A 25,875-nucleotide genomic window follows, 5' to 3' on the forward strand; every position below is an offset into this window, starting at 1 on the left:
TCCCAGACCGGGAGGACCCCCGTGCGGTACCACAATTCGATCATCGACCTGGTCGGCAACACGCCGTTGGTGAAGCTCAACAAGGTCACCGAGGGCATCAGTGCCACCGTGCTGGCGAAGGTCGAGTACTTCAACCCCGGGGGGTCGATCAAGGACCGCATCGCGATGCGCATGATCGAGGCCGCCGAGGCGTCCGGCGCCCTGAAGCCGGGCGGCACCATCGTCGAGCCCACCTCGGGCAACACCGGTGTCGGCCTGGCGATCGTGGCCCAGCAGAAGGGCTACCACTGCATCTTCGTCTGTCCGGACAAGGTCTCCACCGACAAGATCAACACGCTCCGGGCCTACGGCGCCGAGGTGGTGGTCTGTCCGACCGCGGTCGCCCCCGAGCACCCGGACTCCTACTACAACGTCTCCGACCGGCTGGTCCGGGAGACCCCGAACGCCTGGAAGCCGGACCAGTACTCCAACCCGGACAACCCGGCCTCGCACTACCACTCGACCGGCCCCGAGCTCTGGGAGCAGACCGCCGGGAAGATCACCCATCTGGTCGCGGGCGTCGGCACCGGCGGCACCATCTCCGGCACCGGCGGCTACCTCAAGGAGGCCTCCGGCGGCGCGGTCAAGGTGATCGGCGCGGACCCGGAGGGCTCGGTCTACTCCGGTGGCACCGGCCGGCCGTACCTGGTCGAGGGCGTCGGCGAGGACTTCTGGCCGACCGCCTACGACCGGAACGTGGCGGACCAGATCGTCGCGGTCTCCGACAAGGACTCGTTCCAGATGACCCGCCGCCTCGCCAAGGAGGAGGGCCTGCTGGTCGGCGGCTCCTGCGGGATGGCCGTGGTGGCCGCGCTCGAGGTGGCCAAGGGCCTCGGCCCGGACGACGTGGTCGTGGTGATCCTGCCCGACGGCGGCCGCGGCTACCTGTCGAAGATCTTCAACGACGACTGGATGGCCGACTACGGCTTCCTGCCCTCGGGCACCGACGAGGCGCACATCGGCGAGGTGCTGGCCCGCAAGGACGCGATCGAGCACGAGGGCATCCCGCAGTTCGTCCACATGCACCCGAGCGAGACGGTCGCCGAGGCGGTCCGGGTGCTGCGGGACTTCGGCGTCTCCCAGATGCCGGTGGTCTCCGCGGGGGCCGCGCACCCCGACGTGATGGCGGGCGAGGTGATCGGCTCGGTGGTCGAGCGGGAGCTGCTGGAGGGCCTGTTCGCCCAGCGGATCGCGCTCACCGACACGCTGGAGAGCGTGATGTCCAAGCCGCTGCCGGTGGTCGGCTCCGGTGAGACGGTGACCAGCCTGATGACCGTCCTGGAGAAGGCCGACGCCGCGGTGGTGCTGGTCGAGGGCAAGCCGCAGGGCATCGTGACCAGCCAGGACCTGCTGGCCTTCCTGGCCAACCGGGCCGGTCACTGACCTGTCGTCAGCCGGAGGGTGGCGCCGGACGGGTGAGGATTCGTCTCCTCACGAAGTGGTACACCGGCGTCACCTCCGCGCATCACGCGCTTAACACGGCTCGGGCAATGTATGAGTCACGGCAAGACGCCGAGCATGGTGACAGCAACGGTCGGGAGCGGCTCCCCGGCACCGCCGTCACCACGGACACGTCGGTCGGCCCTGACCCGGCCCACCGTGTCCGCCCGTAGGGGTTGCCGTCGTCCCGCCCCTGGCACCGGTCTCGGCCGAGGTCAGGGTGCGGCGGCTCCTGCGGCACCTACCGCGCCGCGAGGCGCGTCTCCGTGACTCCCGGGTGGGGGAGTCCGACGGAGAACGGCAGGGCCGGTCCCCGGTTTCCGGGGGCCGGCCCTCCCTGTTTCCCGGGAGGGCCGCGACTCGCCTACGCTCGCACACATGACCAGCACTGACCTGCCCGAGCAGGACGCCCCGCGTTACGTACGCCTCAGCATCGAGATCATCGCCGAGATCACCGACGAGCAGGCCCTGAAGGCCGCCGCCCTCGCCCAGGTCGAGAGCGACGAGTACCTGGACGACGAGGAGCGCACCCAGTCGGTGGAGGCGATCGAGGTGGACCCGTCCGGTTCGCTCGCGCACTTCATCGACCCGGTGGCGCTGCTCGGCGAGGTGCCCGGCATCGAGCTGACCTCGGCCACCTGGGAGTCCGCCCAGACCGAGTTCGACCCGACCGACGAGAACTGGGACGAGTACGCCGTCGAGGCGGCCGAGTAGTCCCCTGCGCACCACCGATCGCCCGTCCGGCTCCCCGGGCGGGCGATTCGTCCGTTATGGCGGCATCTTCAGTAGTCTCATACGATCTCAACCGTTTGGTGACGGAACCGGTTCGTCCTGGATTGCGTTGTTTGTATCCGTAACGCCCGCAGGTGAAGAGCAGGGAGACCCACCGTGACGTCAGCCGATGAGCAGCGCCCCACCCCCGGCGGCAGCTGGACCCGACGCGGCGTGCTGGGCGGCCTGCTGGGCGCCCCGGTGCTGCTGCTGGCGGCCTGCAGCGGCGACTCCGACAAGGGCGCCGGCGGCGGCGCCAGTGGCAGCACCGGGGCCGGTGGCAGCGCCTCGCCGAAGACCTCGGTCGCCAGGATCACGGTGACCCCGGCCGACGGTGTGACGGACGCCTCCTTCGCCGAGCCGGTGAAGGTCACCGTGGTCGACGGCAGGCTCGGCTCGGTCAAGCTCACCGGCGAGGACGGCAAGGAGATACCCGGGCAGCTCGCCGCCGACGGCGCGAGCTGGGTCTCCACCGGGCCGCTGACCAGCGGCACCGAGTACACCGTGGCGGCCGTCGCGACGGACGCGGCCAAGCTGGAGGCGGACGCCAACACCAAGTTCGGCACCGCCTCGCCGGCCAACACCTTCATCGGCTACTTCACCCCCGAGAACGGCGCGACCGTCGGGGTCGGGATGCCGGTCTCGATCAACTTCAACAAGCCGGTCACCAACCGGAAGGCCGTCCAGCAGGCGATCACGGTGACCGCGCAGCCCGGCGTCGAGATCGTCGGCCACTGGTTCTCCAGCACCCGGCTGGACTTCCGGCCGCAGCAGTACTGGGCGAAGGGCACCCGGGTCACCCTGCAGCTCCGGCTGAAGGACGTGGAGGGCGCCAAGGGCGTCTACGGCACCCAGTCCAAGGACGTGGGCTTCACCATCGGCCGCAGCCAGACCAGCGTCGCCGACCTCTCCGCCGACACCCTCACGGTCACCACCGACGGTCAGGTCACCGCGACCTACCCGATCATCGGCGGTGCCCCCGAGCACCGGACCTGGGCCGGCAAGCTGGTCATCTCCGAGCAGTACCAGCAGACCAAGATGGACTCCGCCACGGTCGGCCTGGGCGACGAGTACAACATCCCGGACGTGCCGCACGCGCAGCGGCTGACCACCTCGGGCACCTTCATCCACGGCAACTACTGGTCGCCCGCCTCGCAGTTCGGCAAGGCCAACACCAGCCACGGCTGCATCGCACTCAGGGACGCCAAGGGTGCTTCGGACCCGAACACCAACGGGGCCAAGTTCTATGCGAGTTCGATGGTGGGCGACGTGGTCGAGGTGATCAACTCCGGGGACCGGACGGTCGATCCGTCGAACGGCCTGAGCGGCTGGAACATGGACTGGGCCGGCTGGCAGGCGGGCAGCGCGGTCTGACCCCCCGGCAGTCGGACTGTCGTAAGAACCGGATAAGTTATGGGGCACGTCCCGATTCCGCCACGAGCGGCGAAATCGGGGTGCCCCGGCGGGTGAAAGCTGCTTGTCTGGGGACGTATCCAGCAGCAGTCAAACCTTGCGGCCCGGTTGCACACACCACCAGGGCGCAGCCTCACGGGGGAGAAGTTCCATCAACACCACCATGCGCCGCGCGGCCCGGGGGGCCCTCGCCGCGACCGCCTGCACCGTCGTCCTCGCCACCGGCCTCGCGGCCTGTGGCACCGTCAAGCAGCTGACCGCCGCCGAGAAGGTCTCCGACGCGTTCGGCAAGATCACCGACGGCAAGACCCTCAAGGCCGAGCTCTCCTTCGGGGCGACCGCCGACGAGATCATCGCGTTCGACAAGCTCGCCAGCGCCAAGGGCGACAACCTCGACCGCAAGACCGCCGAGCTGATGGCCGAGCTCAAGATCTCGGTCGCGGTCAGCGCCGACAAGCCGCTGAAGGACCTCGACTCCTTCAAGAACGCGCAGTCCGGCGCCGACCCGCTCAACTCGCTCGGCCAGGACCCGGGCTTCGACGTCGCGTACGCGCTGGCCGGCAAGAGCGGCAAGAGCTACGCCGAGCTGCGCTGGGTCGACGGCAACTTCTACCTGAAGGCCGACGTGGACGGCGTCGCCCAGCTGGCCGGCGAGGACGCCGGTGAGCTCAAGGACGCCGCCTCGGCCTTCCCGAAGGTGATCCAGGACGCCGTGGCCGGCAAGTGGGTCGAGGTCGAGGGCAAGGCCCTCAAGGACCTCGCCGAGCAGGCGACCAAGGCGGCCGGCAGCAAGGCCGGCGGCGCCTCGGCCGCTCCGTCGGTCGACCCCAAGGTCGCCTCCGGCCTGGTGAACACCGTCAAGGACGTCCTCTCCCGCAACGTCACCTTCGAGGACAAGGGCAAGCAGGACGGCGCCGAGCACATCTACGTCTCCGCCCCCGCCAAGGCCCTCGCGGACGACCTGCTGAAGAGCGTCAAGCCGGTGCTCAAGGACATCCCGGGCATGGAGAAGCTGCCCGGCAGCGCCCCGACCGACATCCCGGACAAGAAGGTCGGCCTGGACGTCTTCATCAAGGACGGCTCGGTCTCCGCGATCTCCTTCGACCTGGCCCAGATCGACTCCAAGCTGCCGGCCGACGCGCACCTGCCGGTCAAGGTGACCTTCAGCAAGGACGCGGCCGAGGCCCCGAAGGCGCCGGACGGTGCCACCAAGTTCGCGATGGCCGACTTCGAGCAGATCGTCACCTCGATGATGGGCAGCAAGGCCGGCGGCAAGATCGGTGGCGGCGGCACCGCGGCCGCGCTGACCGACGCCCAGCTCAAGGAGCTGACGGCCAAGGGCATCCCGGAGGCGCAGATCAAGGTGCTGAACCAGAGCGGCATGAGCTACGAGCAGATCAAGCAGCTGCTCGACGCCACCAGCTGACACCCTGTACGTGACGAAGGCCCCGCCGGAACCGGCGGGGCCTTCGCGCGTGCTCAGCCCTGGGTGCGGGCCACCCCGATCGGGCAGCTGGCACCGGTGCCGCCGAGGCCGCAGTAGCCGTTCGGGTTCTTGGCGTCGGACAGGTACTGCTGGTGGTAAGGCTCGGCCGGGTAGAACGGGCCGGCCGGGCCGGTCTCGGTGGTGATCGGGCCCAGGCCGATCGCGGTCAGCGCGGGCTGGAAGGCCGCCTGCGAGGCGGCCAGCTCGGCGGCCTGCGCCGGGGTGTGGGTGTACGCGGCGGAGCGGTACTGGGTGCCCTGGTCGTTGCCCTGCCGGAAACCCTGGGTCGGGTCGTGCGCCTCCCAGAAGGTCTTCAGCAGCGTCCCGTACGAGACCAGCGCCGGGTCGTAGACCACCCGGACCGCCTCGGTGTGCCCGGTCAGACCGCTGCACACCTCCTCGTAGGTCGGGTGCGGGGTGTGCCCGCCCTGGTAGCCGACCAGGGTGGTCCACACCCCGTCCAGCTCCCAGAACTTCCGCTCGGCGCCCCAGAAACAGCCCATCGCGAAGTCGGCCGTCTCCAGCCCGGCGGGGTAGGGGCCGGCCAGGGCGGTGCCGAGCACGGTGTGCGGCTCGGTCAGGGCGAACAGCGGGGCCGCCCGGCCGGGCAGGGCCTGCTCGGCGGTGACCAGCTCGCTCTTGTGACGGTTGAACAGCACGGCTGCTCCCAGTGCTCAGGGGACGGTGCCCTCTGCAACGCCCGGCGGCCGCCCGGGATTCCACCGGGACGGCCGCCGGGCGGCGGTCAGCGGGAGAGCGCGACCACGGTCCTGGCCCGGAGCTCGACGAACTCGTCCGGGTCGCCCAGGAACGGCATCGGGATCACCGGGCCGAGCGCCTGGAACTGGGCCAGCGCCTCGGCGTGCCGGCCCTGGCCGGCCAGGAAGCGGACCACCCGGCCCCGGGCGGCGGGCAGCTCCGGGTGGTCCGGCCGGGCGGCCGCGATGTCGGCCAGCACGGCGTCGACGGCGGCCCGCAGCTCGGCGGAGGTCCGGCTCGCGGCGTCGTCGTACTGCTCCTCGTACGCGTCCAGCTTGAGCGTGCCGAGCAGGCTGCCGGCCGGGGCGGCAGCGATCGCCTCGTCCACGAAGGCGTGCATCAGCTCGTTGCTGCCGTGCCACTTGCGGCACCAGTACTGCATCGCCTGCCAGTACGCGTCCCGGTTCAGCGGGGCCCGCTTGACCGCCTTGGCCCAGAACATCCGGAAGTCGTCGTTCGACCAGTTGTCGCCCCGGGCCAGCGCGAGCTGGGCCAGGAACGGGCTCGGGTCGGCGGGCGCGGCCAGCGCGACGGCCTCGGCCGCGGCCTCGGTGGCCTGCTGGAGCTTGCGTCGGAAGCCGTCCCGCATCTCGTCGGTGACCGTGTTGGCGTAGCCCGAGCCCCGGATCGCCCAGCCGGCGTGCACCAGGGCGACCACGTGCAGCGCGGCGGCGTCGGAGTTCTCCGGCTGCTCCATCCGCCAGGCGTTCAGCCAACCGTCGTCCTGGGCGGCCGGGTTGACGAAGAGTTCGGTGCGCTCCCAGCGCTCGTCCCAGTCGGTGCCGGCCGCCTCGATGTAGGCGGCGGCCTCCCGCCAGCTGCCGTCCCGGGCGGCGGACAGGGCGATCCGGGCGTCGTCGTCGACCGTGGTGCGGCCGAGCACCAGGCCCTGGTTGGGCACCAGCCCGAACTGGGAGGCGCGGGCCGGGTCGGCCAGCACCTCGGCGTGGCTCACGCCGGCGGCCCGCTTGGCCTTCAGCGACTTGAACAGGGTGAACAGCAGCGCGCAGACGGCGATGGTGAGGAACAGCATGCGTGGGGACTCCGGTGGTTCAGTGAGCGGCCGGGACGGGCCCGGCGGTGGTGAGCAGGGTGCGCAGCGGCGCGGTGTCCGGGACGTCCGCGACCGCGGCGTCCAGGGCGGCGGAGAAGGTCTCGTCCCAGCCGTCGGGCAGGTGCAGGACGGCGGCGGTGGACCAGGAGAACTCCCAGTGCGCCCGGCCCGACTCGGCCAGCGCCAGCACGGTGAGCCGGCCCAGGGTGGACCGGAAGACCGGGCGGGCCGCCTCGCGGGCGGCCAGGCCGGTCGGGGCGACGGCCTGCTCGTCGCGCGGCAGCCGGCCGGCCAGCTCCCAGGTGCGGCCGGCGTCGATCGCGTCCAGCAGTGCCTCGACCGTGCCGGGCAGCCCGGCGGAGGTGAGCGCGGTCAGGATCGGCTGGCAGTCCTCCCGGCAGTCGGCCAGGCAGACGGTCCGCACCAGCTCCGGCCAGGTCACCCGGCGCTTGGTCGCGGCCTCGGGCACCAGGCAGACCGACTCCAGCGCGGCCAGCGTCCGTTCGGCCTCGTGCAGCAGCACCAGCGCGGGGCCCGAGCCCTCGGCGGCCCGGCCGTCGTCGGGCAGCGCCTCGATCGCGGCCACCCGCTGGGCGATCGGCGGGTGCGAGTCGTACGGGTCGGCCTCCTCCTCGGCGGGCTCCAGGGCCAGCTCGGCCAGCTCCTGACGGCGCTTCGGGTCGGCGAGCAGCTCGGCCAGCCCGCCGTACACCTGACCCGGCATCGGCAGCAGACCGGCGGACCAGCCGATGGTGGCGTACCGGTGCAGGTAGAAGTTCTCGGCGGCGTCCAGCAGCGGCAGCCGGCGCAGCGCGGCGGCGGTGGCGTCCCGCCCGGCGATCGCGGCGGCGGACCGGTCGGCGGCGTACTCCTGACGGCGGCTCACCGACTCGGAGACCCGGAAGTACAGCTTGGCGTACTGGGTGAAGAGCTTGGCCAGCGCCCGGTCGACACCGCCGCCGGCCTTCTCCTCGGTGACCTTCTTGCCCTTGGCCAGCCGCTTCGCGGCCTTCGCCCTGAGCTCGGCCTGCTGCTGGGCCTGGTGGCCGTCGGCCCGCGCGTGCAGGCCGTGGATGGTGTGCAGGATCGCGCTCCGCCCGGCCACCGTGACCCCGGCCAGCCGGACGTCGCGGTTGCTGTAGTGGCCGAACTCGTGGGCCAGCACCGAGTCCAGCTCGGCCTCGGTCAGGCCGATCAGCAGCGGGGCGCCGATCACCAGGTGCCGCTTGCCGGGGATCAGGCCGAGCAGCTTGGTGTCCTCCCGGACACCCGCGTTGACCTCGGGGATCAGCCGGATCTCGGCCGGTCCGCGGACGCCGGTCCGCTCGGCGATCCGGTCCACCCTGGCCCACAGCTCCGGCTGCTGCTCGCGGGTCACCGGCAGGCCGTACGCCTCGCCCCGCTCGCGCGGACGGCGGGTCAGGAAGACCACCCGGAGCACGGGATAGGCGACGGCCAGGCTGAGCAGGATCAGCTTGCCGATCGCCGGGTTCAGCCGCCCGGTCTCCACGACCAGGGCGACGTCGGCGCCCAGGACGCCGAGCACCAGGCCGGCCGCGAGCAGGTAGAAGCCGACCAGCATGGCGACCGCGAGGGCGGCCCGTCCGGCCGTGCTCATTCCGGTGGGTCGCGCGGGCGTGCCCATGCGTTCCTCCCCCTTTGACGTTCCGTCCGCACCCTGAACATGTGTGCGGGAAGTGCAGATCGTAGCCGCCCGGCGCGTCGCACTTGACGGGTGGTCGGCACCGCGGGCGCTCTGCCCGCCCTTGGCCCGTTTCGCCCCCGCGTCGGGCTGATCCGGCGGGAACCGTCGGACAGGCCCTAGGCTCAGCGGTATGACCGAGCACCAGCTTCCCCAGGGCTTCGAGACTCTCGCCATCCACGCGGGTCAGGAAGCAGATCCCCAGACCGGGGCCGTCGTCACGCCGATCTACCAGGTGTCCACCTACAAGCAGGACGGCGTCGGCGGCCTCCGGAACGGCTACGAGTACAGCCGCTCCGCCAACCCCACCCGTACCGCGCTCGAGGAGTGCCTGGCCGCGATCGAGGGCGGTGCCCGCGGCCTCGCCTTCGCCTCCGGCCTGGCCGCCGAGGACACCCTGCTGCGCACCGTGCTGAAGCCGGGCGACCACATCGTCATCCCGAACGACGCCTACGGCGGCACCTTCCGGCTGTTCGCCAAGGTGCTCACCCGCTGGGGCGTCGAGTTCTCCGTCGCGGACACCCAGAACCTGGCGGCGGTCCGGGACGCGCTGCGCCCCAACACCCGCGCGCTCTGGGTGGAGACCCCCTCCAACCCGCTGCTCGGCATCTCCGACATCGCCGGGCTGGCCGAGGTGGCCCACCGGGCCGGTGCGCTGCTGGTGGTGGACAACACCTTCGCCAGCCCGTACCTGCAGCAGCCGCTGTCGTTCGGCGCGGACGTGGTGGTGCACTCGACCACCAAGTACATGGGCGGCCACTCCGACGTGGTCGGCGGCGCCCTGGTGGCGGCCGAGGCCGGTCTCGGCGAGGAACTGGCGTACCACCAGAACGCGATGGGCGCGGTGGCCGGGCCGTTCGACGCCTGGCTGGTGCTGCGCGGCATCAAGACCCTCGGGGTCCGGATGGACCGGCACAGCTCCAACGCCGCGAAGGTCGCCGAGCTGCTCTCCGTCCACCCCAAGGTCAGCCAGGTGATCTACCCCGGGCTGCCCTCGCACCCCGGGCACGACATCGCCGCCAAGCAGATGAAGGCGTTCGGCGGGATGGTCTCGTTCCGGGTCAACGGTGGCGAGCAGGCCGCGGTGGACGTCTGCAACCGGGCCGAACTGTTCACCCTCGGCGAGTCGCTGGGCGGCGTCGAGTCGCTGATCGAGCACCCGGGGCGGATGACGCACGCCTCGGTCGCGGGCTCCGCCCTCGAGGTGCCGGCCGACCTGATCCGGGTCTCGGTCGGCATCGAGTCGATCGACGACCTGCTCGCGGACCTCACCCGCGCCCTGGGCTGACGCCCGGCCTTTCGGCGGGGCCGCACCCTGGGCAGGCGCTCCGGTGCTACGGCCCAGGGGCTCGGGGAACTGCGAGGAGATCCGGCGCCGGGGTCACGGACGAAAGTGCCTGACCACCCACGCGACGATCACCTTGCAAGGGCCGGCGTCGCAGTTCCCCGAGCCCCTGTCTTCCGGACCGTCTGCCTCGAAGAGGACGTATGCGCAACTGGCCGATCACCCTGGACGACGTCCGTGGTGCGCAGAAGATGCTCGCCGGGGTCGCCCGGGTCACGCCGATGGAGAGCAGCCGCTACCTGGCGGGGCTGATCGGTGCGCCGGTGCACCTGAAGTGCGAGAACCTGCAGCGCACCGGTTCGTTCAAGCTGCGCGGCGCGTACGTCCGGATCGCCGGACTGTCGCCGGTGGAGCGGGCCGGCGGCGTGGTGGCGGCCAGTGCGGGCAACCACGCGCAGGGGGTGGCGCTGGCCGCCTCGCTGCTCGGGGTGCGGTCGACGGTCTTCATGCCGCTGGCGGCCCCGCTCCCCAAGGTGGCGGCGACCAGGGACTACGGCGCCGAGGTCCGGCTGCACGGCAGCACCGTGGACGAGGCGCTGAACGCGGCGCAGCAGTACGCGGACGCGACCGGCGCGGTGTTCATCCACCCGTTCGACCACTGGGACATCGTCACCGGCCAGGCCACCGTCGGCCTGGAGATCCTGGAGCAGTGCCCGGAGGTCCGCACCATCCTGGTCGGGGTGGGCGGCGGCGGGCTGCTGGCGGGGATCGCGGCGGCGGTCAAGCCGCTCCGCCCGGACGTCCAGGTGATCGGGGTGCAGGCGGCCAACGCCGCCGCGTACCCGCCCTCGCTGGCGGCGGGGCGGCCGGTCTCGCTGGAGCGGTTCGCCACCATGGCGGACGGGATCATGGTGGGCCGGCCGGGTGACATTCCGTTCGAGGTGGTGAACACCCTGGCGGACGGCGTCCGGACGGTCTCCGAGGAGGGGCTGTCCCGGGCGCTGCTGCTCAGTCTGGAGCGGCTCAAGCTGGTGGTCGAACCGGCCGGGGCGAGCCCGCTGGCCGCGCTGCTGGAGCATCCGGAGAGCTTCCGGGGCCCGGTGGTGGCGGTGCTCTCGGGCGGCAACATCGACCCGCAGCTGATGCAACGGGTGCTGCGGCACGGGCTGGTGGCGGCGGGCCGGTACCTGTCGATCCGGGTCCGGCTGACCGACAAGCCGGGGGCGCTGGCCGACCTGCTGGCGGTGCTCACCCGGGTGGACGCCAACGTGCTGGACATCGCGCACGTCCGGATCGACCCCCGGCTGGGGCTGACCGAGGTCGAGGTGGACCTGCACCTGGAGACCAAGGGGCCCGAGCACTGCGCCGCGGTGCTGGGCGACCTCCGGCACACGGGCTACGTGGTCACTCAGTAGCGCCCGGGAACGCCGACAGCCGGAAAACCAGGGGCGGTTGTCAGTCCGAGCTGAGAGGGTGTCAGCGCGGATCGGCTCCGCGCTGCCTTCGCTGCGCCGTGCGCCTGATCCTTGACGCGATATATCGCGAGCTGTCATTCTCGCGATGCATCGCGTTTCTCCGATGTCACTCCCGGCATGGATTCCGGTTCGCCCGGGTATTCCCCTCGGGTCAGAGTGGACATATCAGTCATATCGTCAGAGGAGATGAGGCAGGCTCATGGCGCCAGCCATCCAAGCCGAGAACCTGGTCAAGACCTTCGGTGACGTACGTGCCCTTGACGGCGTCAGCCTCGACGTCCCCGAGGGCACGGTGCTCGGACTGCTCGGCCCGAACGGCGCCGGCAAGACCACCACCGTCCGCGTGCTCACCACCCTGCTCCGCCCCGACTCCGGCCGTGCCGTGGTCGCCGGGGTGGACGTGCTGAAGCACCCGAACAAGGTGCGCAGCCTGATCGGCCTCTCCGGTCAGTACGCCGCCGTCGACGAGTACCTGACGGGCCGTGAGAACCTGCAGATGGTCGGCGAGCTCTACCAGATGAGCGTGCGGGACGCGAAGGCCCGCGCCCGCGAGCTGCTGGAGTGGTTCAACCTCAGCGAGGCCGCCGACCGCACCGCCAAGACCTACTCCGGCGGCATGCGCCGCCGGCTCGACCTGGCGGCCGCACTGGTGGTCCGGCCCCCGGTGATGTTCCTGGACGAGCCGACCACGGGTCTGGACCCGCGCAACCGGCTCGCGCTCTGGGAGGTCATCGAGACCCTGGTCGAGCAGGGCACCACCCTGCTGCTGACCACCCAGTACCTGGAGGAGGCGGATCGCCTCGCCCACGACATCGCGGTGGTCGACCACGGCAAGGTGATCGCCCGAGGCACCGCCGACCAGCTCAAGGCCCAGATCGGCGGCGAGCGGGTCGAGGTGGTGGTGCACGAGCGGGACGACGTGACCGAGGCGCTGGCCGCGCTGGCGCCGTACGCCAAGGGCGACCCGACGCTGGAGAAGAACACCCGGAAGATCACCGTGCCGGTCAGCGGTGGCGCCAAGGTGCTCGCCGACGTGATCCGCGAGCTGGACGCCCGCTCGATCGAGATCGACGACATCGGCCTGCGCCGCCCGACCCTGGACGACGTGTTCCTCTCGCTGACCGGCCATGCCACCGTCGCGGAGACCGAGGACGAGGACGAGCAGCCCGGCAAGGGCCGCAAGAGCCTCGGGAAGGACGCCTGATGACCACGGCCACCGAACACGCGATCGGCGGCGCCGTCCCGCAGCAGCGGCACGGGGTCAGCGCGATGCTGCACGACTCCTGGGTGATCGCCAAGCGCAACCTGCGCCGGATGACCCGGATCCCGGAGATCGTGGTCTTCGGGCTGATGCAGCCGGTGATGTTCGTGCTGCTGTTCTCGTACGTGATGGGCGGGGCGATCCAGATCCCCGGCACCAGTGCGAGTGCCAGCACCTACACCCAGTTCCTGATGGCGGGCATCTTCGCCCAGACCGTCACCTTCGCGGTGGCCGGCGCCTCGGCCGGCATCGCAGAGGACATGACCAAGGGGCTGGTGGACCGGTTCCGCTCGCTCCCGATGACCCGCTCCGCCGTGCTGGTCGGCCGCACGCTGGCCGACCTGGTGCAGACCGCGTTCACCCTGCTGGTGCTGATGATCGTCGCGGTGCTGGTCGGCTGGCGGATCCACGAGGGCTTCCTGAAGGCGCTCGGCGCGTTCGGGCTGCTGCTCCTGCTGGGCTACGCGTTCTCCTGGATCGGCGCGCTGATCGGCCTGTCGGTGCGCAGCCCGGAGGCGGCCACCTCGGCCGGTCTGATCTGGCTGTTCCCGCTGACCTTCATCTCGAACGCCTTCGTCCCGGTCAGCTCGATGCCGGGCTGGCTGCAGCCGGTCGCCTACTGGAACCCGTTCAGCGCGACGGTGCAGGCCTGCCGCGACCTGTTCGGCAACCAGGTCGGCCCGGTCACCGGCGGCTGGCCGATGGAGAACGCGGCGCTGCTCTCGGTGCTGTGGTCGCTGGCCATCATGGCCTTCTTCTCCTGGCTGTCGGTCCGCAAGTACCGCTCTGCGGTGGGTTGAGCCGGGCCCGCTCTGCGTGAGTTGAGCACCCCCGTACGCACGCGAGCGGCGGCCGTCCCCTTTTCGGTGGGGGCGGCCGCCGCTCGGGCGTGTCGGGGGGATCAGGCGTGCGGCTTGGCCGCGATCACCTTGACCATCGCGCGCTTGCCGTTCGGCAGCTCGTAGTGCGCCTCGTCGCCGATCTTCTTGCCGTCGATGGCCGAGCCGAGCGGGGACTGCGGGGAGTAGACGTCCACCTCGGAGGCGCCCGCCATCTCACGGGAGCCGAGCAGGAAGACCATGGTGTCGTCCTCGTCGCCGTCGAAGGCGATCGTCACGACCATGCCGGGGGCCACCACGCCGGAGTCCGCCGGGGCCTCGCCGACCTTGGCCCGCTCCAGCAGCTGGGTGAGCTGGCGGATCCGCAGCTCGCCCTTGCCCTGGTCGTCCCGGGCCGCGTGGTAGCCGGCGTTCTCCTTGAGGTCGCCCTCCTCGCGGGCCGCCTCGATCTTCTTGACGATCTCGGCGCGCCACGGGCCGGTCATGTAGTCCAGCTCGGCCTTGAGCTGGTCGTAGCCGGACTGAGTGAGCCAGGTCACGTTCTCGCTGGTCTGGGTCACAGGTGCTCCTCGTAGGTGCTGGGCTGCGCTGAGGGTTGGTGTCAGCCGGGAACGGGTCGTACTACAAAGCATCGCCCGCTCTCTTGCCGTCCGGCCGGAGAGGGGCGAAACCACGACCCTAACAATTTCCGGACCGGAGCGGGAGGGTCATCGCCGCGTCCCCGCCGGTGGTACCCGGTACGGATGCCCGGTCCCGGCCTCGAATATGCGCCCGAACGGATTACTTACCGGGGGCGCAGCCGAGCAGCTCGGCAGCGGTGGCGCGAGCGGTGGTGCGCAGCGTGACCACCTCGTCGTAGCGCGATCCGGCGGCCGGGATCGGGAAGTCGTGCAGCCCGACCACGCCGCCGTCCTCGGACTGCGCGCGGACGGTGCAGACCCCCGCCGTGCCGTCGTCCTTGAGCACCGAGAGCTGCACCTGGATCGCCTCGGCCGAGACCACCTGGAAGCCGGGCATCAGACCGTTCATGACCGAGCCCTTGGAGACGTAGCTGACGCCTATCCAGCCGACCAGGGCCAGGCCGAGCGCGCCGCAGACCAGGCCGGTGATCCGCAGCCGCCGGTCGGCCTCGCGGTCGCTGCGCTTGCCGTAGCGGGCGGGGGCGACGGTCGTACGTCCGGAGTCCATGGTCGGCTCAGTCCTTTCGACGAGGGGCCCACGGTCCACCGGGGGAATGGACGGACCCACCGGTCAGTCACTATAGGAGGGCAGCATCCGCGCCGGACGCGGCGGGGGACCGGCCCGACGAACCGGATGATTCCCGGAAGGAACCAGGCGTTGACTGAGCAGTTGCGACTGATGGCGGTACACGCGCACCCGGACGACGAGTCCAGCAAGGGCGCCGCCACCATGGCCATGTACGTCTCACAGGGGGTGGACGTGCTGGTCGCCACCTGCACCGGCGGTGAGCGTGGCTCGATTCTCAACCCCAAGCTCCAGGGCGACCCGTGGGTCGAGGAGAACATCCACGAGGTGCGCCGGAAGGAGATGGACGCCGCCCGCGAGATCCTCGGCGTCAAGCAGGCCTGGCTCGGCTTCGTCGACTCCGGCCTGCCGGAGGGCGACCCGCTGCCGCCGCTGCCCGAGGGCTGCTTCGCGCTCCAGGAGGTGGCCGAGGCGGCCGCCCCGCTGGTGAAGCTGATCCGCGAGTTCCGGCCGCACGTGATCACCACGTACGACGAGAACGGCGGCTACCCGCACCCCGACCACATCATGACCCACAAGATCACCATGGCCGCCTTCGACGCCGCCGGTGACCCGGACGCCTACCCCGAGGCCGGCGCGCCCTGGCAGCCGTCCAAGGTCTACTACAACCACGGCTTCCCGATGGGCCGGATCCGGGCGATGCACGCCTACCTGACGGAGAACGACCTCGAGTCGCCGTACGGCGAGTGGATCGAGGGGTGGGAGAAGAGCGGCCGTAAGGAGCGCGAGATCACCACCCGGGTGGTCTGCGACGCGTGGTTCGAGACCCGGGACCGCGCGCTGATCGCGCACGCCACCCAGATCGACCCGGACGGCCCGTGGTTCCGGATCCCGATCGAGGTCCAGACGAAGGTCTGGCCGACCGAGGACTACGAGCTGGTCCGCTCGCTGGTGGACACCGACCTCCCCGAGGACGACCTGTTCGCCGGCCTGCGCACCGCCGTCACCACCGTCTGACACCCCGACCCGCACCCACCCCGGTGACCCGGCCCGCGTAGGGCCGGGTCACCATGGGAGACATGAGCACCCCGATGCACCTCACCACTCTCGCCGCCGAGACCTTCGACAAGGCCAAGGTGACGCCCGGTCTGCTGGGCTTCGTGGTCTTCGCCGTCCTCGGCGTCGCCACCTGGTTCCTGGTCAAGTCGATGAACAAGCAGTTCGGCCGGGTGAACTTCGTCGAGGAGCCCGAGCAGCCCAAGGACTGACACCGTTCCTGCGCGATGATGCGCAAGGATGGGGGCATGCCGAACCGTCTCGCGGACGCGACCTCGCCGTATCTCCTTCAGCACGCCGACAACCCGGTGGACTGGTGGCCCTGGGGCCCCGAGGCGTTCGCGGAGGCCGAGCGGCGCGGGGTGCCGGTGCTGCTGAGCGTCGGGTACGCGGCGTGCCACTGGTGTCATGTGATGGCGCACGAGTCCTTCGAGGACGAGGCGATCGCCGCCTACGCCAACGAGCACTTCGTCGCGGTGAAGGTGGACCGCGAGGAGCGGCCCGATGTGGATGCGGTGTACATGGAGGCGGTGCAGGCGGCCACCGGGCAGGGTGGGTGGCCGATGACGGTCTTTCTGACGCCCGAGAAGGACCCGTTCTACTTCGGGACGTACTTCCCGCCCGCGCCCCGGCACGGCATGCCCGGGTTCCGGCAGGTGCTGGAGGGGGTCAGCGCGGCCTGGCGGGACCGCCGGGACGAGGTCGGCGAGGTGGCCGAGCGGATCAGGGCCGACCTGGCCGAGCGGGCCTCGGTGTACGGGGCCGGCAGTGGGGTCCACCGGGTGCCCGGCGCCGAGGAGTTGGCGCAGGCGGCGGCCGAGCTCGGCCGGAGCTACGACGCGAAGCGCGGTGGTTTCGGCGGGGCGCCGAAGTTCCCGCCGTCGATGGCGGTGGAGTTCCTGCTCAGGCACCACGCGAGCACCGGCTCGGCCGAGGCGCTGGAGATGGCCCGGCACACCTGCGAGGCGATGGCCCGGGGCGGGATCTACGACCAGCTCGGCGGCGGCTTCGCCCGGTACGCGGTGGACGCCGACTGGGTGGTCCCGCACTTCGAGAAGATGCTCTACGACAACGCCCTGCTGCTCCGGGTCTACCTGCACCTGTGGCGGGCCACCGGCGCCGAGCTGCCGCGCCGGATCGCGCTGGAGACCGCCGACTTCCTGCTCGCCGAACTCCGCACCCCCGAGGGTGGTTTCGCCTCCGCGCTGGACGCCGACAGCCTGGACCCGGCCACCGGCAAGTCGGCCGAGGGCGCGTACTACGCCTGGACCCCCGAGCAGCTGACCGAGGTGCTGGGCGCCGAGGACGGCGCGCTGGCCATCGGGCTGTTCGAGGTGACCGGCACCTTCGAGCACGGCTCCTCGGTGCTCCAGCTGCTCGCCGACCCGGCGGACGACAAGGCGTACGGCCGGATCAGGCAGCGGCTGCTGACGGCCCGTCGGCAGCGGCCCGCCCCGGCCCGGGACGACAAGGTGGTGGCGGCCTGGAACGGGCTGGCGATCGCCGCGCTGGCCGAGACCGGCGCCCTGCTGGAGCGGCCCGACCTGGTGGAGGCCGCCGTCCGGGCCGCCGACCTGCTGCTCGCCGTCCACCTGACCGAGGACGGCCGCCTGCTGCGGACCTCCCGGGACGGCCGGGCCGGTGCCAACGCGGGTGTGCTGGAGGACTACGCGGACACCGCCGAGGGCTTCCTCGCGCTGTACGCGGTGACCGGCGACGCCGAGTGGCTCGGGCTGGCCGGCGGGCTGCTCGACACCGTGTTGGGTCACTTTGTCGACACTGCCTCGGGCGCCCTCTACGACACGGCGGACGACGCCGAGCAGCTGATCCGCCGCCCGCAGGACCCGACCGACAACGCCACCCCCTCGGGGTGGACCGCCGCCGCACAGGCCCTGCTCAGCTACGCCGCCTACACCGGCTCCGAGCGCCACCGGACCGCCGCCGAGCGGGCGTTGGGCATCGTCGGCGCCCTTGGAAGCCGGGCGCCCCGGTTCATCGGCTGGGGCCTGGCCGCCGCCGAGGCGCTGGCCGACGGGCCGCGCGAGGTCGCGGTGATCGGCCGGCCCGGGGCCGCCGAGACCGCGCTGCTGCACCGGACCGCCCTGCTCGGCACCGCCCCGGGCGCCGTGGTGGCGGTCGGTGAGCCGGGTTCGACGGAGGTCCCGCTGCTGGCCGACCGGCCGCTGCTGGCCGGCGAGCCGGCCGCGTACGTCTGCCACCACTTCAGCTGCGACGCCCCGACGGCGGACCCGGCGGAGCTGGCCGGGAAGCTCGGGGTGCGGGTCGGAAACCTCGGTGCGTGAGCCGTCGGTGATCAGCCACAATGCCCCATGACCTGGACCCTCAGCCCCTCCCTGGACGACTTCCGCGCGCAGGCCGGTGACTTCCTGGCCGCCCATCCGGCCGAGAACACCGTGCTGCTCACCCTGGTGCACAACCTCACCGAGGGCGGCCCGCACGTCTTCGGCCCGGACGATCCGCAGTACGGCTGGTGGCGCCCCGGGCCGGACGCCCCGGTCGTGGGCGCCTTCGCGCGGACGCCGCCGTACCCGCTCCGGCTCAGTCTGATGCCGGAGCGGGCGGCCACCGAACTGGCGCTCGCGCTGGCCGGTACGGAGCTGTCGGGGCTGGGCGGCGGGGTGGCCCCGGCCCACGCCTTCGCGGCGGCCTGGGCGGCGGAGAGCACCGTCACCGCGAACGAACGGCTGTACAGACTGGGGACCTTGGTCGACCCCTCACCGCTGCCCGCTGGGACGGTCCGGCCCGCCACGGCGGACGACGTCGAGCTGCTGGTGAGGTGGTTCGGGGAATTCGTCGCCGAGGCGGAGTTGGCCGTCCCCGGCGAGAACCACCGGCCCACGGTCGAACGGCGGACCGCCGGCGGGCACCTGCACATCTGGGAGCACCGGGGCACCCCGGTCTCGTTCGCCGGGGTCAGCCCCGTGATCGCCGGGATGTCGCGGATCGGGCCGGTCTACACACCGCCGGAGCACCGGGGGCGGGGCTACGCGAGCGGGGTCGTGGCGGCGGGTTCGGCCCAGGCGCTGGCCGGCGGCGCGGCGGAGGTACTGCTCTACACGGACCTCGGCAACCCGACCAGCAACTCGATCTACCAGAAGCTGGGTTACCGGGCCGTCGAGGACTGCGTCAGCCTGAGTTTCGAGGTCTGACACCCGGGTCGGGGGCGCCGGGAGGGCGGCACTAGGATCCGGGGCCATGACGAGACGCGGCCTGGCGCTGGCCTTCGCGATACCCCTCTCCGTGCTGCCGGGTGCCGGTGTGGCGCACGCGGAGGTCTGCACGTCGATGGCCACCGGCACCTACCGGACCGACGGCGTGTACGGCCAGGTCCCCCAGGTGCGGATGGGCGGCTCGCGGACGGTCGACAACGTGCTGACCCTGGACGCCCCGGACCAGGGATCGGCCGTGTGGCAGCTGCAGATCGTCTCCGTGGACCAGCAGACCCCCGGCCCGGCACCGTCCGCCCGGCTGAGTGTGGACGGCGGCCCGGCGCACGGCTTCTCGTTCACCTGGCAGCCGCCCCGGATGGCCGGGACCATGGGCAGCTGGGTCTCCGACGAGGTCCGGTTCGGTGGCCTGTCGCGGGGCCGGCACGTGCTGCACGAGACCCTGTCGATGCCGGTCGGCAGCCCGAACGGGGTGTACGAGCTCAGCGCGATGGCGGCCCTCGGACCGTGCTCCATGATCACCGTCAGCAAGCTGGGCGGGGTGAGCTTCTCCTTCACCGGCGGCAGCCCGGCCCAGCCGGCCACCCCGGCCCCCGCCGGCACGACCCGGAAGCCGACCCCCCGGGCCACGCCGACCGCCAAGCCGGCGTCGCCCCCGCAGGCGACGACGAGCCCGACCCCGCCGCCGAGCCCGACTCCTGAGGAACCGTCACCCGCGCCGACGCCGACGCCGACGCCGAGCGCGAGCCCGACCCCGGAGCCGAGCCCCACCCCGACGGTCACGCCGACCCCGAGCCCGACCCCGGTCACCCTGGCGGCCACCCCCGCCGGCCACAGCGGTTCCGGGCTGCCGTGGGCGCTGGGCGCCCTGGTCGCGGTGGCCGGGCTCGGCGCGGGCGGGGTGTTGGTGGTCCGGCGCCGACGCGACGCGGCGGCGGGCGGTGCGCAGGACGGCTTCTAGTCCCAGTCCCAGCGGATGCCCAGCAGACACGGCGTCAGCGCGCTCGCCACCAGGTGCACGCAGTGGTGCCCGTCGAGCGTCAGCTCCTCGGTCTCGTACGGTTCGCCGCCCGGGCTGCGGGAGGTGAAGCGGTGGCAGCGGACCGGGAGGGCGTCGGGGTGGAAGGTGATCTGCAGGACGTACTGGCCGGCGCCCGAGTTGAAGCCCCGGACGTACTCGCAGCTGGGCCCGGGGGCCGGGGCGTCGTCGAAGCCGTAGCCGAGCAGGTGGGTGTCGCCGGTGCGCAGGCGGCGGTCCAGCAGGAGTTCGGCGACCAGGAGTTCGGCTTCGGGGTCGCGGCGGATCCGGCCGGGGCGGCAGTTCTCCTCGGCCCGGACGGTGACCCGGCCGATGTCGCAGCCGGGGTCGCCCTGGTAGAGGGCCAGGTAGCGGTCGATGCCGTCCCGGTGGGCCCGCAGGGCGTGCTGGGAGTCGCGGCGGACCATCTGCCGGTCGGCGCCGATCCGGATCCGTTCGATGTGGGTGACGGTGTGCAGGCCGGTGTCCGGCGGGCCGGCGATGGTGGCGAGCAGGCCGTCCACCGCCGCGGCCGGGGCGATCAGGTCGCGGTACGGGCGGGTGGCCGGCGAGGCGGGTCCGGCCGGGGCCTGGCGGGGGCCGAGCAGGCGGGTGAGGGAGTGCTCGGGGAGTTCCAGCACCTCCTCCAACACCCGGACCGCGCGCAGTGATTCGGCCCGCTCGGGACGGCGCCTGCCCTGCTGCCAGTAGCTCAGGCTGGTGACGCCGACCTGGACGCCGCGTTGGGCGAGGTGCTGCCGGAGGCGGTTCAGGGCCAGGCCGCGGGCGCTGATGGCGGCGCGCAGGGCGAGGTGGAAGGGGCCGGTACGGAGTACCGCCGCCAGCTCGGGCTGGACGGTCTGCTGCATAGCCGACTCCCGTCTGCCTGGTTGACCGTGAATATTCACACGTGGCAGGCGAGTTGTCATCAGGTGGCGCGGATATCCGGCCCCCGAACGGGAGTTCCGTTCACATCGCGGGCGGGTCCGTTCACACCCGGCCGGGGCGGCCGACCTGGTCCGTTGACCGGGACACGGCACGGGCCGATGCTCTGTCCACCGCGTCCGGACGCGGTCCCCCACATCCCCTCTCCTGCGGACTCGCAAGGAGGAGAAGCCCATGCCAACTTCCCGGACACGCCTGCGTCAGGCGGTCGCCGCCCTCGCTCTCGGCATTCTCGCGCCGGCCCTCACGGTGGCCACCGCCGCCCCGGCGCCGGCCGCCACCATCCCCCACCTCCAGCCGGCCTCGGTGACCCCGGGGGCCGTCTCGGCCCTGGCGGCGCGCAAGCTCAACATCACCATGCAGTCGCAGCAGCAGACCAACTGGTGCTGGGCGGCGAGCGGCAACACGATCGCCACCTACTTCGGCTACACCTACAGCCAGAACCAGTTCTGCAACGTGGCCTTCAACCGGTCCGTGAACGCCAGTTGCCCCAACAACCAGGCGTCGCTGGCCAACGTGCAGACCGCGCTGAACTGGATCGGCATCAACTCCGGTTCGTACGTCACCGGTTACCTGCGCAACAGCACCGTGCAGACCGAGATCAACGCCAACCGGCCGATCGAGACCCGGATCCAGTGGAGCTCCGGCGGCGGGCACATGCACGTGATCTACGGCTACGACACCAGCAACAACTTCGTCTACTGGGGCGACCCGTGGCCGTCGAACAACCGCTACAACTGGGCGGACTACTCGTACTACGTGAGCAACAGCTCGTTCTCCTGGACCCACTCCCTCTACCGGATCGGTGCGTGAGGAGATGACCGAGATGCGTAGGCACACCCGCCGCCTGGCGGCCGTCACCGCGTTGGCCGCCACCCTCGGCCTGGCCCTCGCGCTCCCCGCCCAGGCGGCGGAGGGCGGCGCCCCGGCCCCGTTCGCCGCCGCCGAGCTGTCGGCGGCCCGGGGTGCGGCCGAGTCCCCGGCCGTGCTGGACCAGCTGGGCCGGTTCTTCGCCCGCAAGGGCGCGCCGCCGACCAAGTCGCTCGACCTCAGCCCGGCCGACGAGGCCCGGGCCGCCGCACAGGCCGCACCCCGGCTGAGCGGTGCCACCGTGCCGGTCTACACCCTGGACCCGGCGTTCGTGGCGGGCACGGCCGGTGCGGTCGTGGCCAAGGCCGAGTTCGTGGCCAGCAAGGTGGTCGCGGCCGACGGGCAGACCGCCTCGGTCTGGACCGTCAAGCAGGACGGCGGCTGGCGGGTCGTCAACATCGCCACCGGCGGTGACGAGACCGACTACGCGGCGCAGGCCGCGAGCACCGGCGGCGGCACGGTCTTCCGGGAGCCGCAGCTGAACGCCTGGTACGTGCTGCGCGGCGACCGGGTGCTGCCGCTGGACGAGGACGCGGTCCGGTCGGTCGGCTCGGCCGGGGTCAGCCTGGCCGGGTACCAGCAGCTGGTGCACCAGCGGTACGGCGACAAGCTGCCCGGTTCGGCGTACGACCGGGCGGGCAAGGGCGGTGGTTACGAGGCGGCCGGGCCGGCTGCGGAGCCGGCCGGTCTGCCGTCGCTGACGGCGGGAGTGGCGGGCGCGGCCCTGGCGGCCACCGCTCTCACCGGGATCGGCCTGGCGGTCCGCCGCCACCGGCAGGACGGCTGATCCACCGGACGGGAGGGCGGTACGGGGAAGTCCCCGTACCGCCCTTCGTCGTGTGCCTCCGGTGTGCGCTCACCCGGCGATTTGACGAACCGTTGACCCCTCGTTCGCCTGGCCGCCCGACCGGTATGTCACCGTGTGTGGTGTTGAGTACCCGGCGGGTGGCTGAAGGGGGAGCAGATGGCGGCGCGGGGAGTGCGGGTCGAGGGCGCGCTGGTGGGCGTGGCCGCCGCGCTGGCGGTGGTGCTGGCGTACGTGTTCGGCGGCCCGCAGCTGGTCTGGGTCGTCGCGGCGGCCGAGGTCGCCCTGGTGATGCTGGACGTGGCCCGCCGGTTCCGGGTGCGGGGCCACGGGCGGCAGGGCCCGGAGGAGCCGGCGGAGGCGCACTGCGAACGCTGCCGCCGGGCCAGGGAACGGCTGGACGGCCGCTCAGTTGGCGACGCTGTACGCCACCAGTGAGATGCCGACGTACTGGGCGATGAACGCGCCCAGGGTGAAGGCGTGGAAGACCTCGTGGAAGCCGAACCAGCGCGGTGACGGGTTCGGCTTCTTCAGTCCGTAGACCACCCCGCCCAGGCTGTAGAGCACCCCGCCGACGATCAGCAGCGTGACCACCGCCGCGCCGCCGGCCTGCAGGAACTCGGGCAGGAAGAACACCGCGGCCCAGCCGAGCGCCAGGTAGCAGGGCGTGTAGAGCCAGCGCGGCGCCCCGACCCAGAACACCCGGAACGCGATCCCGGCCAGCGCTCCGCCCCAGACCAGCCAGAGCAGCAGCTCCCGCTGGCCGCCCTCCAGCAACAGGATGGTGAACGGGGTGTACGAGCCCGCGATGATCAGGAAGATGTTCGCGTGGTCGAGCCGGCGCAGGATCGCGTCGCCGCGCGGCCCCCAGGTGAAGCGGTGGTACACCGCGCTGACCCCGAACAGCAGCCAGGCGCTGACCGAGTAGATCGCGCAGGCGACCCGGGCCTCGGTGGAATCCGCCAGGCAGATCAACACGATTCCGGCGGCCAGCGCCGCCGGGAACATCCCCGCGTGCAGCCATCCGCGCCAGATGGGCTTGATCTCGACCGATACGTCCGTCATGGCCAACATGCTACCTACGGTTCCGTAGGTTACTGGCACGTAGGTAGTGACGGTCACCACTTTTGGACGTTATGGAGTATTGGATCGAGGTCGCCAGAGGGTCGGGGTCGGACTTCTGTGCCTTGTTACCGCCCAGTACTTAGCCAGGATGGCGCAAAACTTCGGTCGAAATTGCCATCTTGCCGTGTTGGGGCCTTGAGGCCGGAGCTACGGTGTAACCACCCTCAAACCCCCGCGACGCCGTCTCCTAGCCGAGATGGCGTGAAACGGAGCGATCGTGTCGTACGAGAACTCTGCTCTCAGCGCATCCGCGCCCACCCGCCACAAGCGTCTGCTGGCCTGGGTGAGCGAGATCGCGGAGCTGACCCAGCCGGACCGCGTCGAGTGGTGTGACGGCTCGGAGGAGGAGTACCAGCGCCTCGCCGATCTGCTGGTCGCCCAGGGCACCTTCAGGAAGCTGAACCCGGAGAAGCGGGTCAACTCCTACCTCGCCACCTCCGACCCCTCGGACGTGGCCCGGGTCGAGGACCGCACCTACATCTGCTCCGAGCAGGAGAAGGACGCCGGTCCGACCAACAACTGGAAGGCCCCCGCCGAGATGCGGGAGATCTTCACCGGCACGGACGGTCTGTTCAAGGGCGCCATGAAGGGCCGCACGATGTACGTCGTGCCGTTCTCGATGGGCCCGGTCGGCTCGCCGCTGGCGGCGTACGGCGTGGAGATCACCGACTCCGCCTACGTGGCGGTCTCGATGCGCGTGATGACCCGGATGGGTCAGGCCGTGCTCGACCAGCTCGGCGAGGACGGCGAGTTCGTCAAGGCCGTGCACACCGTCGGCGCCCCGCTGGCCGAGGGCGAGGCCGACGTGCCGTGGCCCTGCAACACCACCAAGTACATCTCGCACTACCCGGAGACCCGGGAGATCTGGTCCTTCGGCTCGGGCTACGGCGGCAACGCCCTGCTCGGCAAGAAGTGCTACGCGCTCCGGATCGCCTCCACGATGGCCCGGGACGAGGGCTGGCTGGCCGAGCACATGCTCGTCCTCAAGCTCACCCCGCCGAGCGGCGCCGAGCCCAAGTACATCGCCGCGGCCTTCCCGTCCGCCTGCGGCAAGACCAACCTGGCGATGCTCCAGCCGACCATCCCGGGCTGGAAGGTCGAGACCATCGGCGACGACATCGCCTGGATGCGGTTCGGCGCCGACGGCCGGCTCTACGCGATCAACCCGGAGGCCGGCTTCTTCGGCGTCGCCCCCGGCACCGGCGTGGACACCAACGCCAACGCGATCGACACCCTCTGGGGCAACACGGTCTTCACCAACGTCGCGCTGACCGACGACGGCGACGTCTGGTGGGAGGGCCTCACCGAGGAGCCCCCGGCGCACCTGACCGACTGGCGCGGCAACGACTGGACCCCCGAGTCCGGCACCCCCGCCGCCCACCCGAACGCGCGGTTCGCCGTCCCGGCCGCGCAGTGCCCGACCATCGCGCCGGAGTGGGAGGACCAGGCCGGGGTGCCGATCTCGGCCATCCTGTTCGGCGGCCGCCGGGCCACCGCCGTCCCGCTGGTGACCGAGTCCTTCGACTGGCAGCACGGCGTCTTCCTGGGCGCCAACATCGCCTCCGAGAAGACCGCCGCCGCCGAGGGCACCGTGGGCGAGCTGCGCCGCGACCCGTTCGCGATGCTGCCGTTCTGCGGCTACAACATGGGCGACTACTTCGGCCACTGGCTGAAGCTCGGCGCGCAGGCCGACGCGGCCAAGCTGCCGAAGATCTACTACGTCAACTGGTTCCGCAAGAACACGGCCGGCGACTTCGTCTGGCCGGGCTACGGCGAGAACAGCCGGGTGCTGAAGTGGATCGTCGAGCGCTTGGAGGGCGTCGGCGCCGGTGTCGAGACCCCGATCGGCGTGCTGCCGACCGTCGAGGGCTTCGACCTCAAGGGCCTCGACATCCCGCAGCGCGACCTCGACCTGCTGTTCTCGGTGGACGCCGACATCTGGCGCCAGGAGGCCGCCCTGGTGCCGGCCCACCTGGAGCTGTTCGGCGAGCACACCCCCAAGGCCCTCTGGGACGAGTACGAGGCGCTGGTGCAGCGCCTCGGCTGACGCGGCAGAGACGGCTACGGCCGGAGCCTCGGCCGGACGATCCTCCCCCGACCAAGAGGGGATCGTCCGGATCGGGACTCCGGCCGTAGCC

The 25,875-nt window shown here is 71.7% G+C and carries 24 protein-coding genes; 17 read left to right on the top strand and 7 right to left on the bottom strand.

Going from position 1 to position 25,875, the window contains the following annotated elements:
* The first annotated feature begins 21 nt into the window (after positions 1-21).
* The 4 genes from OHV05_RS20740 to OHV05_RS20755 all read left to right on the top strand — a co-directional run bounded on the left by OHV05_RS20740 (position 22) and on the right by OHV05_RS20755 (position 5,089).
* On the top strand, positions 22-1,422 hold the full coding sequence (locus tag OHV05_RS20740) for a cystathionine beta-synthase (protein WP_405019007.1): 1,401 nt from the start codon (positions 22-24) through the stop codon (positions 1,420-1,422).
* Between the two features lie 435 nt (positions 1,423-1,857).
* Positions 1,858-2,193, top strand: a complete 336-nt coding sequence (locus OHV05_RS20745) for a hypothetical protein (RefSeq protein ID WP_403044583.1) — start codon at positions 1,858-1,860, stop codon at positions 2,191-2,193.
* 174 nt (positions 2,194-2,367) lie between these two features.
* Positions 2,368-3,624 carry an Ig-like domain-containing protein gene (locus tag OHV05_RS20750; protein WP_405019008.1) on the top strand — a complete coding sequence of 419 codons (1,257 nt, stop codon included), beginning with the start codon at positions 2,368-2,370 and terminating at the stop codon, positions 3,622-3,624.
* Positions 3,625-3,826: 202 nt separating this feature from the next.
* Positions 3,827-5,089 carry a hypothetical protein gene (locus OHV05_RS20755; protein WP_405019009.1) on the top strand — a complete coding sequence of 421 codons (1,263 nt, stop codon included), beginning with the start codon at positions 3,827-3,829 and terminating at the stop codon, positions 5,087-5,089.
* A 53-nt stretch (positions 5,090-5,142) separates the two neighbouring features.
* Here OHV05_RS20755 and msrA read toward each other — a convergent pair whose 3' ends face one another.
* The 3 genes from msrA to OHV05_RS20770 form a co-directional block, all read right to left on the bottom strand.
* Positions 5,143-5,808, bottom strand: coding sequence for a peptide-methionine (S)-S-oxide reductase MsrA (msrA, locus tag OHV05_RS20760; RefSeq protein ID WP_405019010.1), 666 nt, complete (start codon positions 5,806-5,808; stop codon positions 5,143-5,145).
* Positions 5,809-5,894: 86 nt separating this feature from the next.
* The gene (locus OHV05_RS20765; protein WP_405019011.1) at positions 5,895-6,941 is read right to left on the bottom strand and encodes a hypothetical protein; all 1,047 of its coding nucleotides are present in this window, start codon (positions 6,939-6,941) and stop codon (positions 5,895-5,897) included.
* Between the two features lie 19 nt (positions 6,942-6,960).
* Positions 6,961-8,607 carry a M48 family metalloprotease gene (locus OHV05_RS20770; RefSeq protein WP_405019012.1) on the bottom strand — a complete coding sequence of 549 codons (1,647 nt, stop codon included), beginning with the start codon at positions 8,605-8,607 and terminating at the stop codon, positions 6,961-6,963.
* A gap of 190 nt (positions 8,608-8,797) precedes the next feature.
* On the opposite strand from OHV05_RS20770, the gene OHV05_RS20775 reads away from it, so the two are divergent.
* The 4 genes from OHV05_RS20775 (at position 8,798) to OHV05_RS20790 (ending at position 13,485) form a co-directional block, all read left to right on the top strand.
* Positions 8,798-9,952, top strand: coding sequence for a cystathionine gamma-synthase (locus OHV05_RS20775; protein WP_405019013.1), 1,155 nt, complete (start codon positions 8,798-8,800; stop codon positions 9,950-9,952).
* A gap of 200 nt (positions 9,953-10,152) precedes the next feature.
* Positions 10,153-11,364: a threonine ammonia-lyase gene (gene ilvA, locus OHV05_RS20780; protein ID WP_405019014.1), complete on the top strand. Its 1,212-nt coding sequence runs from the start codon at positions 10,153-10,155 to the stop codon at positions 11,362-11,364.
* 259 nt (positions 11,365-11,623) lie between these two features.
* Positions 11,624-12,628, top strand: a complete 1,005-nt coding sequence (locus OHV05_RS20785; RefSeq protein ID WP_403044601.1) for an ATP-binding cassette domain-containing protein — start codon at positions 11,624-11,626, stop codon at positions 12,626-12,628.
* Entirely contained in the window at positions 12,628-13,485 is an 858-nt protein-coding gene (locus OHV05_RS20790; RefSeq protein ID WP_403044603.1) for an ABC transporter permease, read from the top strand. The genes OHV05_RS20785 and OHV05_RS20790 overlap by 1 nt, the downstream gene beginning before the upstream one ends.
* Before the next feature lie 101 nt (positions 13,486-13,586).
* Here OHV05_RS20790 and greA read toward each other — a convergent pair whose 3' ends face one another.
* A complete protein-coding gene (gene greA / locus OHV05_RS20795) occupies positions 13,587-14,084 on the bottom strand; it encodes a transcription elongation factor GreA (protein WP_403044606.1) in 498 nt (165 codons plus the stop codon).
* Positions 14,085-14,304: 220 nt separating this feature from the next.
* Positions 14,305-14,712: a DUF4307 domain-containing protein gene (locus OHV05_RS20800; RefSeq protein WP_405019015.1), complete on the bottom strand. Its 408-nt coding sequence runs from the start codon at positions 14,710-14,712 to the stop codon at positions 14,305-14,307.
* Positions 14,713-14,862: 150 nt separating this feature from the next.
* Here OHV05_RS20800 and mca point away from each other — a divergent pair, with 150 nt between their 5' ends.
* Genes mca through OHV05_RS20825 form a run of 5 tightly spaced genes read left to right on the top strand, consistent with a single transcriptional unit; the run spans position 14,863 to position 19,935 of the window.
* Positions 14,863-15,747: a mycothiol conjugate amidase Mca gene (mca, locus tag OHV05_RS20805; protein WP_405019016.1), complete on the top strand. Its 885-nt coding sequence runs from the start codon at positions 14,863-14,865 to the stop codon at positions 15,745-15,747.
* Between the two features lie 53 nt (positions 15,748-15,800).
* Complete coding sequence (locus OHV05_RS20810) at positions 15,801-15,998, top strand: hypothetical protein (protein ID WP_184914864.1); 198 nt, start codon at positions 15,801-15,803, stop codon at positions 15,996-15,998.
* Positions 15,999-16,034: 36 nt separating this feature from the next.
* Positions 16,035-18,089, top strand: coding sequence for a thioredoxin domain-containing protein (locus tag OHV05_RS20815; RefSeq protein WP_405019017.1), 2,055 nt, complete (start codon positions 16,035-16,037; stop codon positions 18,087-18,089).
* A 27-nt stretch (positions 18,090-18,116) separates the two neighbouring features.
* Complete coding sequence (locus tag OHV05_RS20820) at positions 18,117-18,956, top strand: GNAT family N-acetyltransferase (protein WP_405019018.1); 840 nt, start codon at positions 18,117-18,119, stop codon at positions 18,954-18,956.
* Between the two features lie 46 nt (positions 18,957-19,002).
* The gene (locus OHV05_RS20825; RefSeq protein WP_405019019.1) at positions 19,003-19,935 is read left to right on the top strand and encodes a hypothetical protein; all 933 of its coding nucleotides are present in this window, start codon (positions 19,003-19,005) and stop codon (positions 19,933-19,935) included.
* On the opposite strand, the gene OHV05_RS20830 is transcribed toward OHV05_RS20825, so the two are convergent.
* Positions 19,932-20,861: a hypothetical protein gene (locus tag OHV05_RS20830; RefSeq protein WP_405019020.1), complete on the bottom strand. Its 930-nt coding sequence runs from the start codon at positions 20,859-20,861 to the stop codon at positions 19,932-19,934. The two genes, OHV05_RS20825 and OHV05_RS20830, sit on opposite strands and share 4 nt — an antisense overlap.
* 250 nt (positions 20,862-21,111) lie before the next feature.
* On the opposite strand from OHV05_RS20830, the gene OHV05_RS20835 reads away from it, so the two are divergent.
* From OHV05_RS20835 to OHV05_RS20845, 3 genes are all read left to right on the top strand, one after another.
* Positions 21,112-21,750, top strand: a complete 639-nt coding sequence (locus OHV05_RS20835; RefSeq protein WP_405019021.1) for a papain-like cysteine protease family protein — start codon at positions 21,112-21,114, stop codon at positions 21,748-21,750.
* Positions 21,751-21,763: 13 nt separating this feature from the next.
* Complete coding sequence (locus tag OHV05_RS20840) at positions 21,764-22,594, top strand: hypothetical protein (RefSeq protein WP_405019022.1); 831 nt, start codon at positions 21,764-21,766, stop codon at positions 22,592-22,594.
* 177 nt (positions 22,595-22,771) lie between these two features.
* Positions 22,772-23,050, top strand: a complete 279-nt coding sequence (locus OHV05_RS20845) for a hypothetical protein (RefSeq protein WP_405019023.1) — start codon at positions 22,772-22,774, stop codon at positions 23,048-23,050.
* Here OHV05_RS20845 and OHV05_RS20850 read toward each other — a convergent pair.
* Positions 23,021-23,686: a hemolysin III family protein gene (locus OHV05_RS20850; protein WP_405019024.1), complete on the bottom strand. Its 666-nt coding sequence runs from the start codon at positions 23,684-23,686 to the stop codon at positions 23,021-23,023. The two genes, OHV05_RS20845 and OHV05_RS20850, sit on opposite strands and share 30 nt — an antisense overlap.
* A gap of 268 nt (positions 23,687-23,954) precedes the next feature.
* Between OHV05_RS20850 and OHV05_RS20855 the strand changes: the two genes are divergently transcribed.
* Positions 23,955-25,784, top strand: coding sequence for a phosphoenolpyruvate carboxykinase (GTP) (locus tag OHV05_RS20855; RefSeq protein ID WP_405019025.1), 1,830 nt, complete (start codon positions 23,955-23,957; stop codon positions 25,782-25,784).
* Positions 25,785-25,875: the final 91 nt, after the last annotated feature.

This window comes from Kitasatospora sp. NBC_00070, from assembly GCF_045041205.1.
In the GTDB taxonomy this organism is placed as follows: Bacteria; Actinomycetota; Actinomycetes; order Streptomycetales; family Streptomycetaceae; genus Kitasatospora.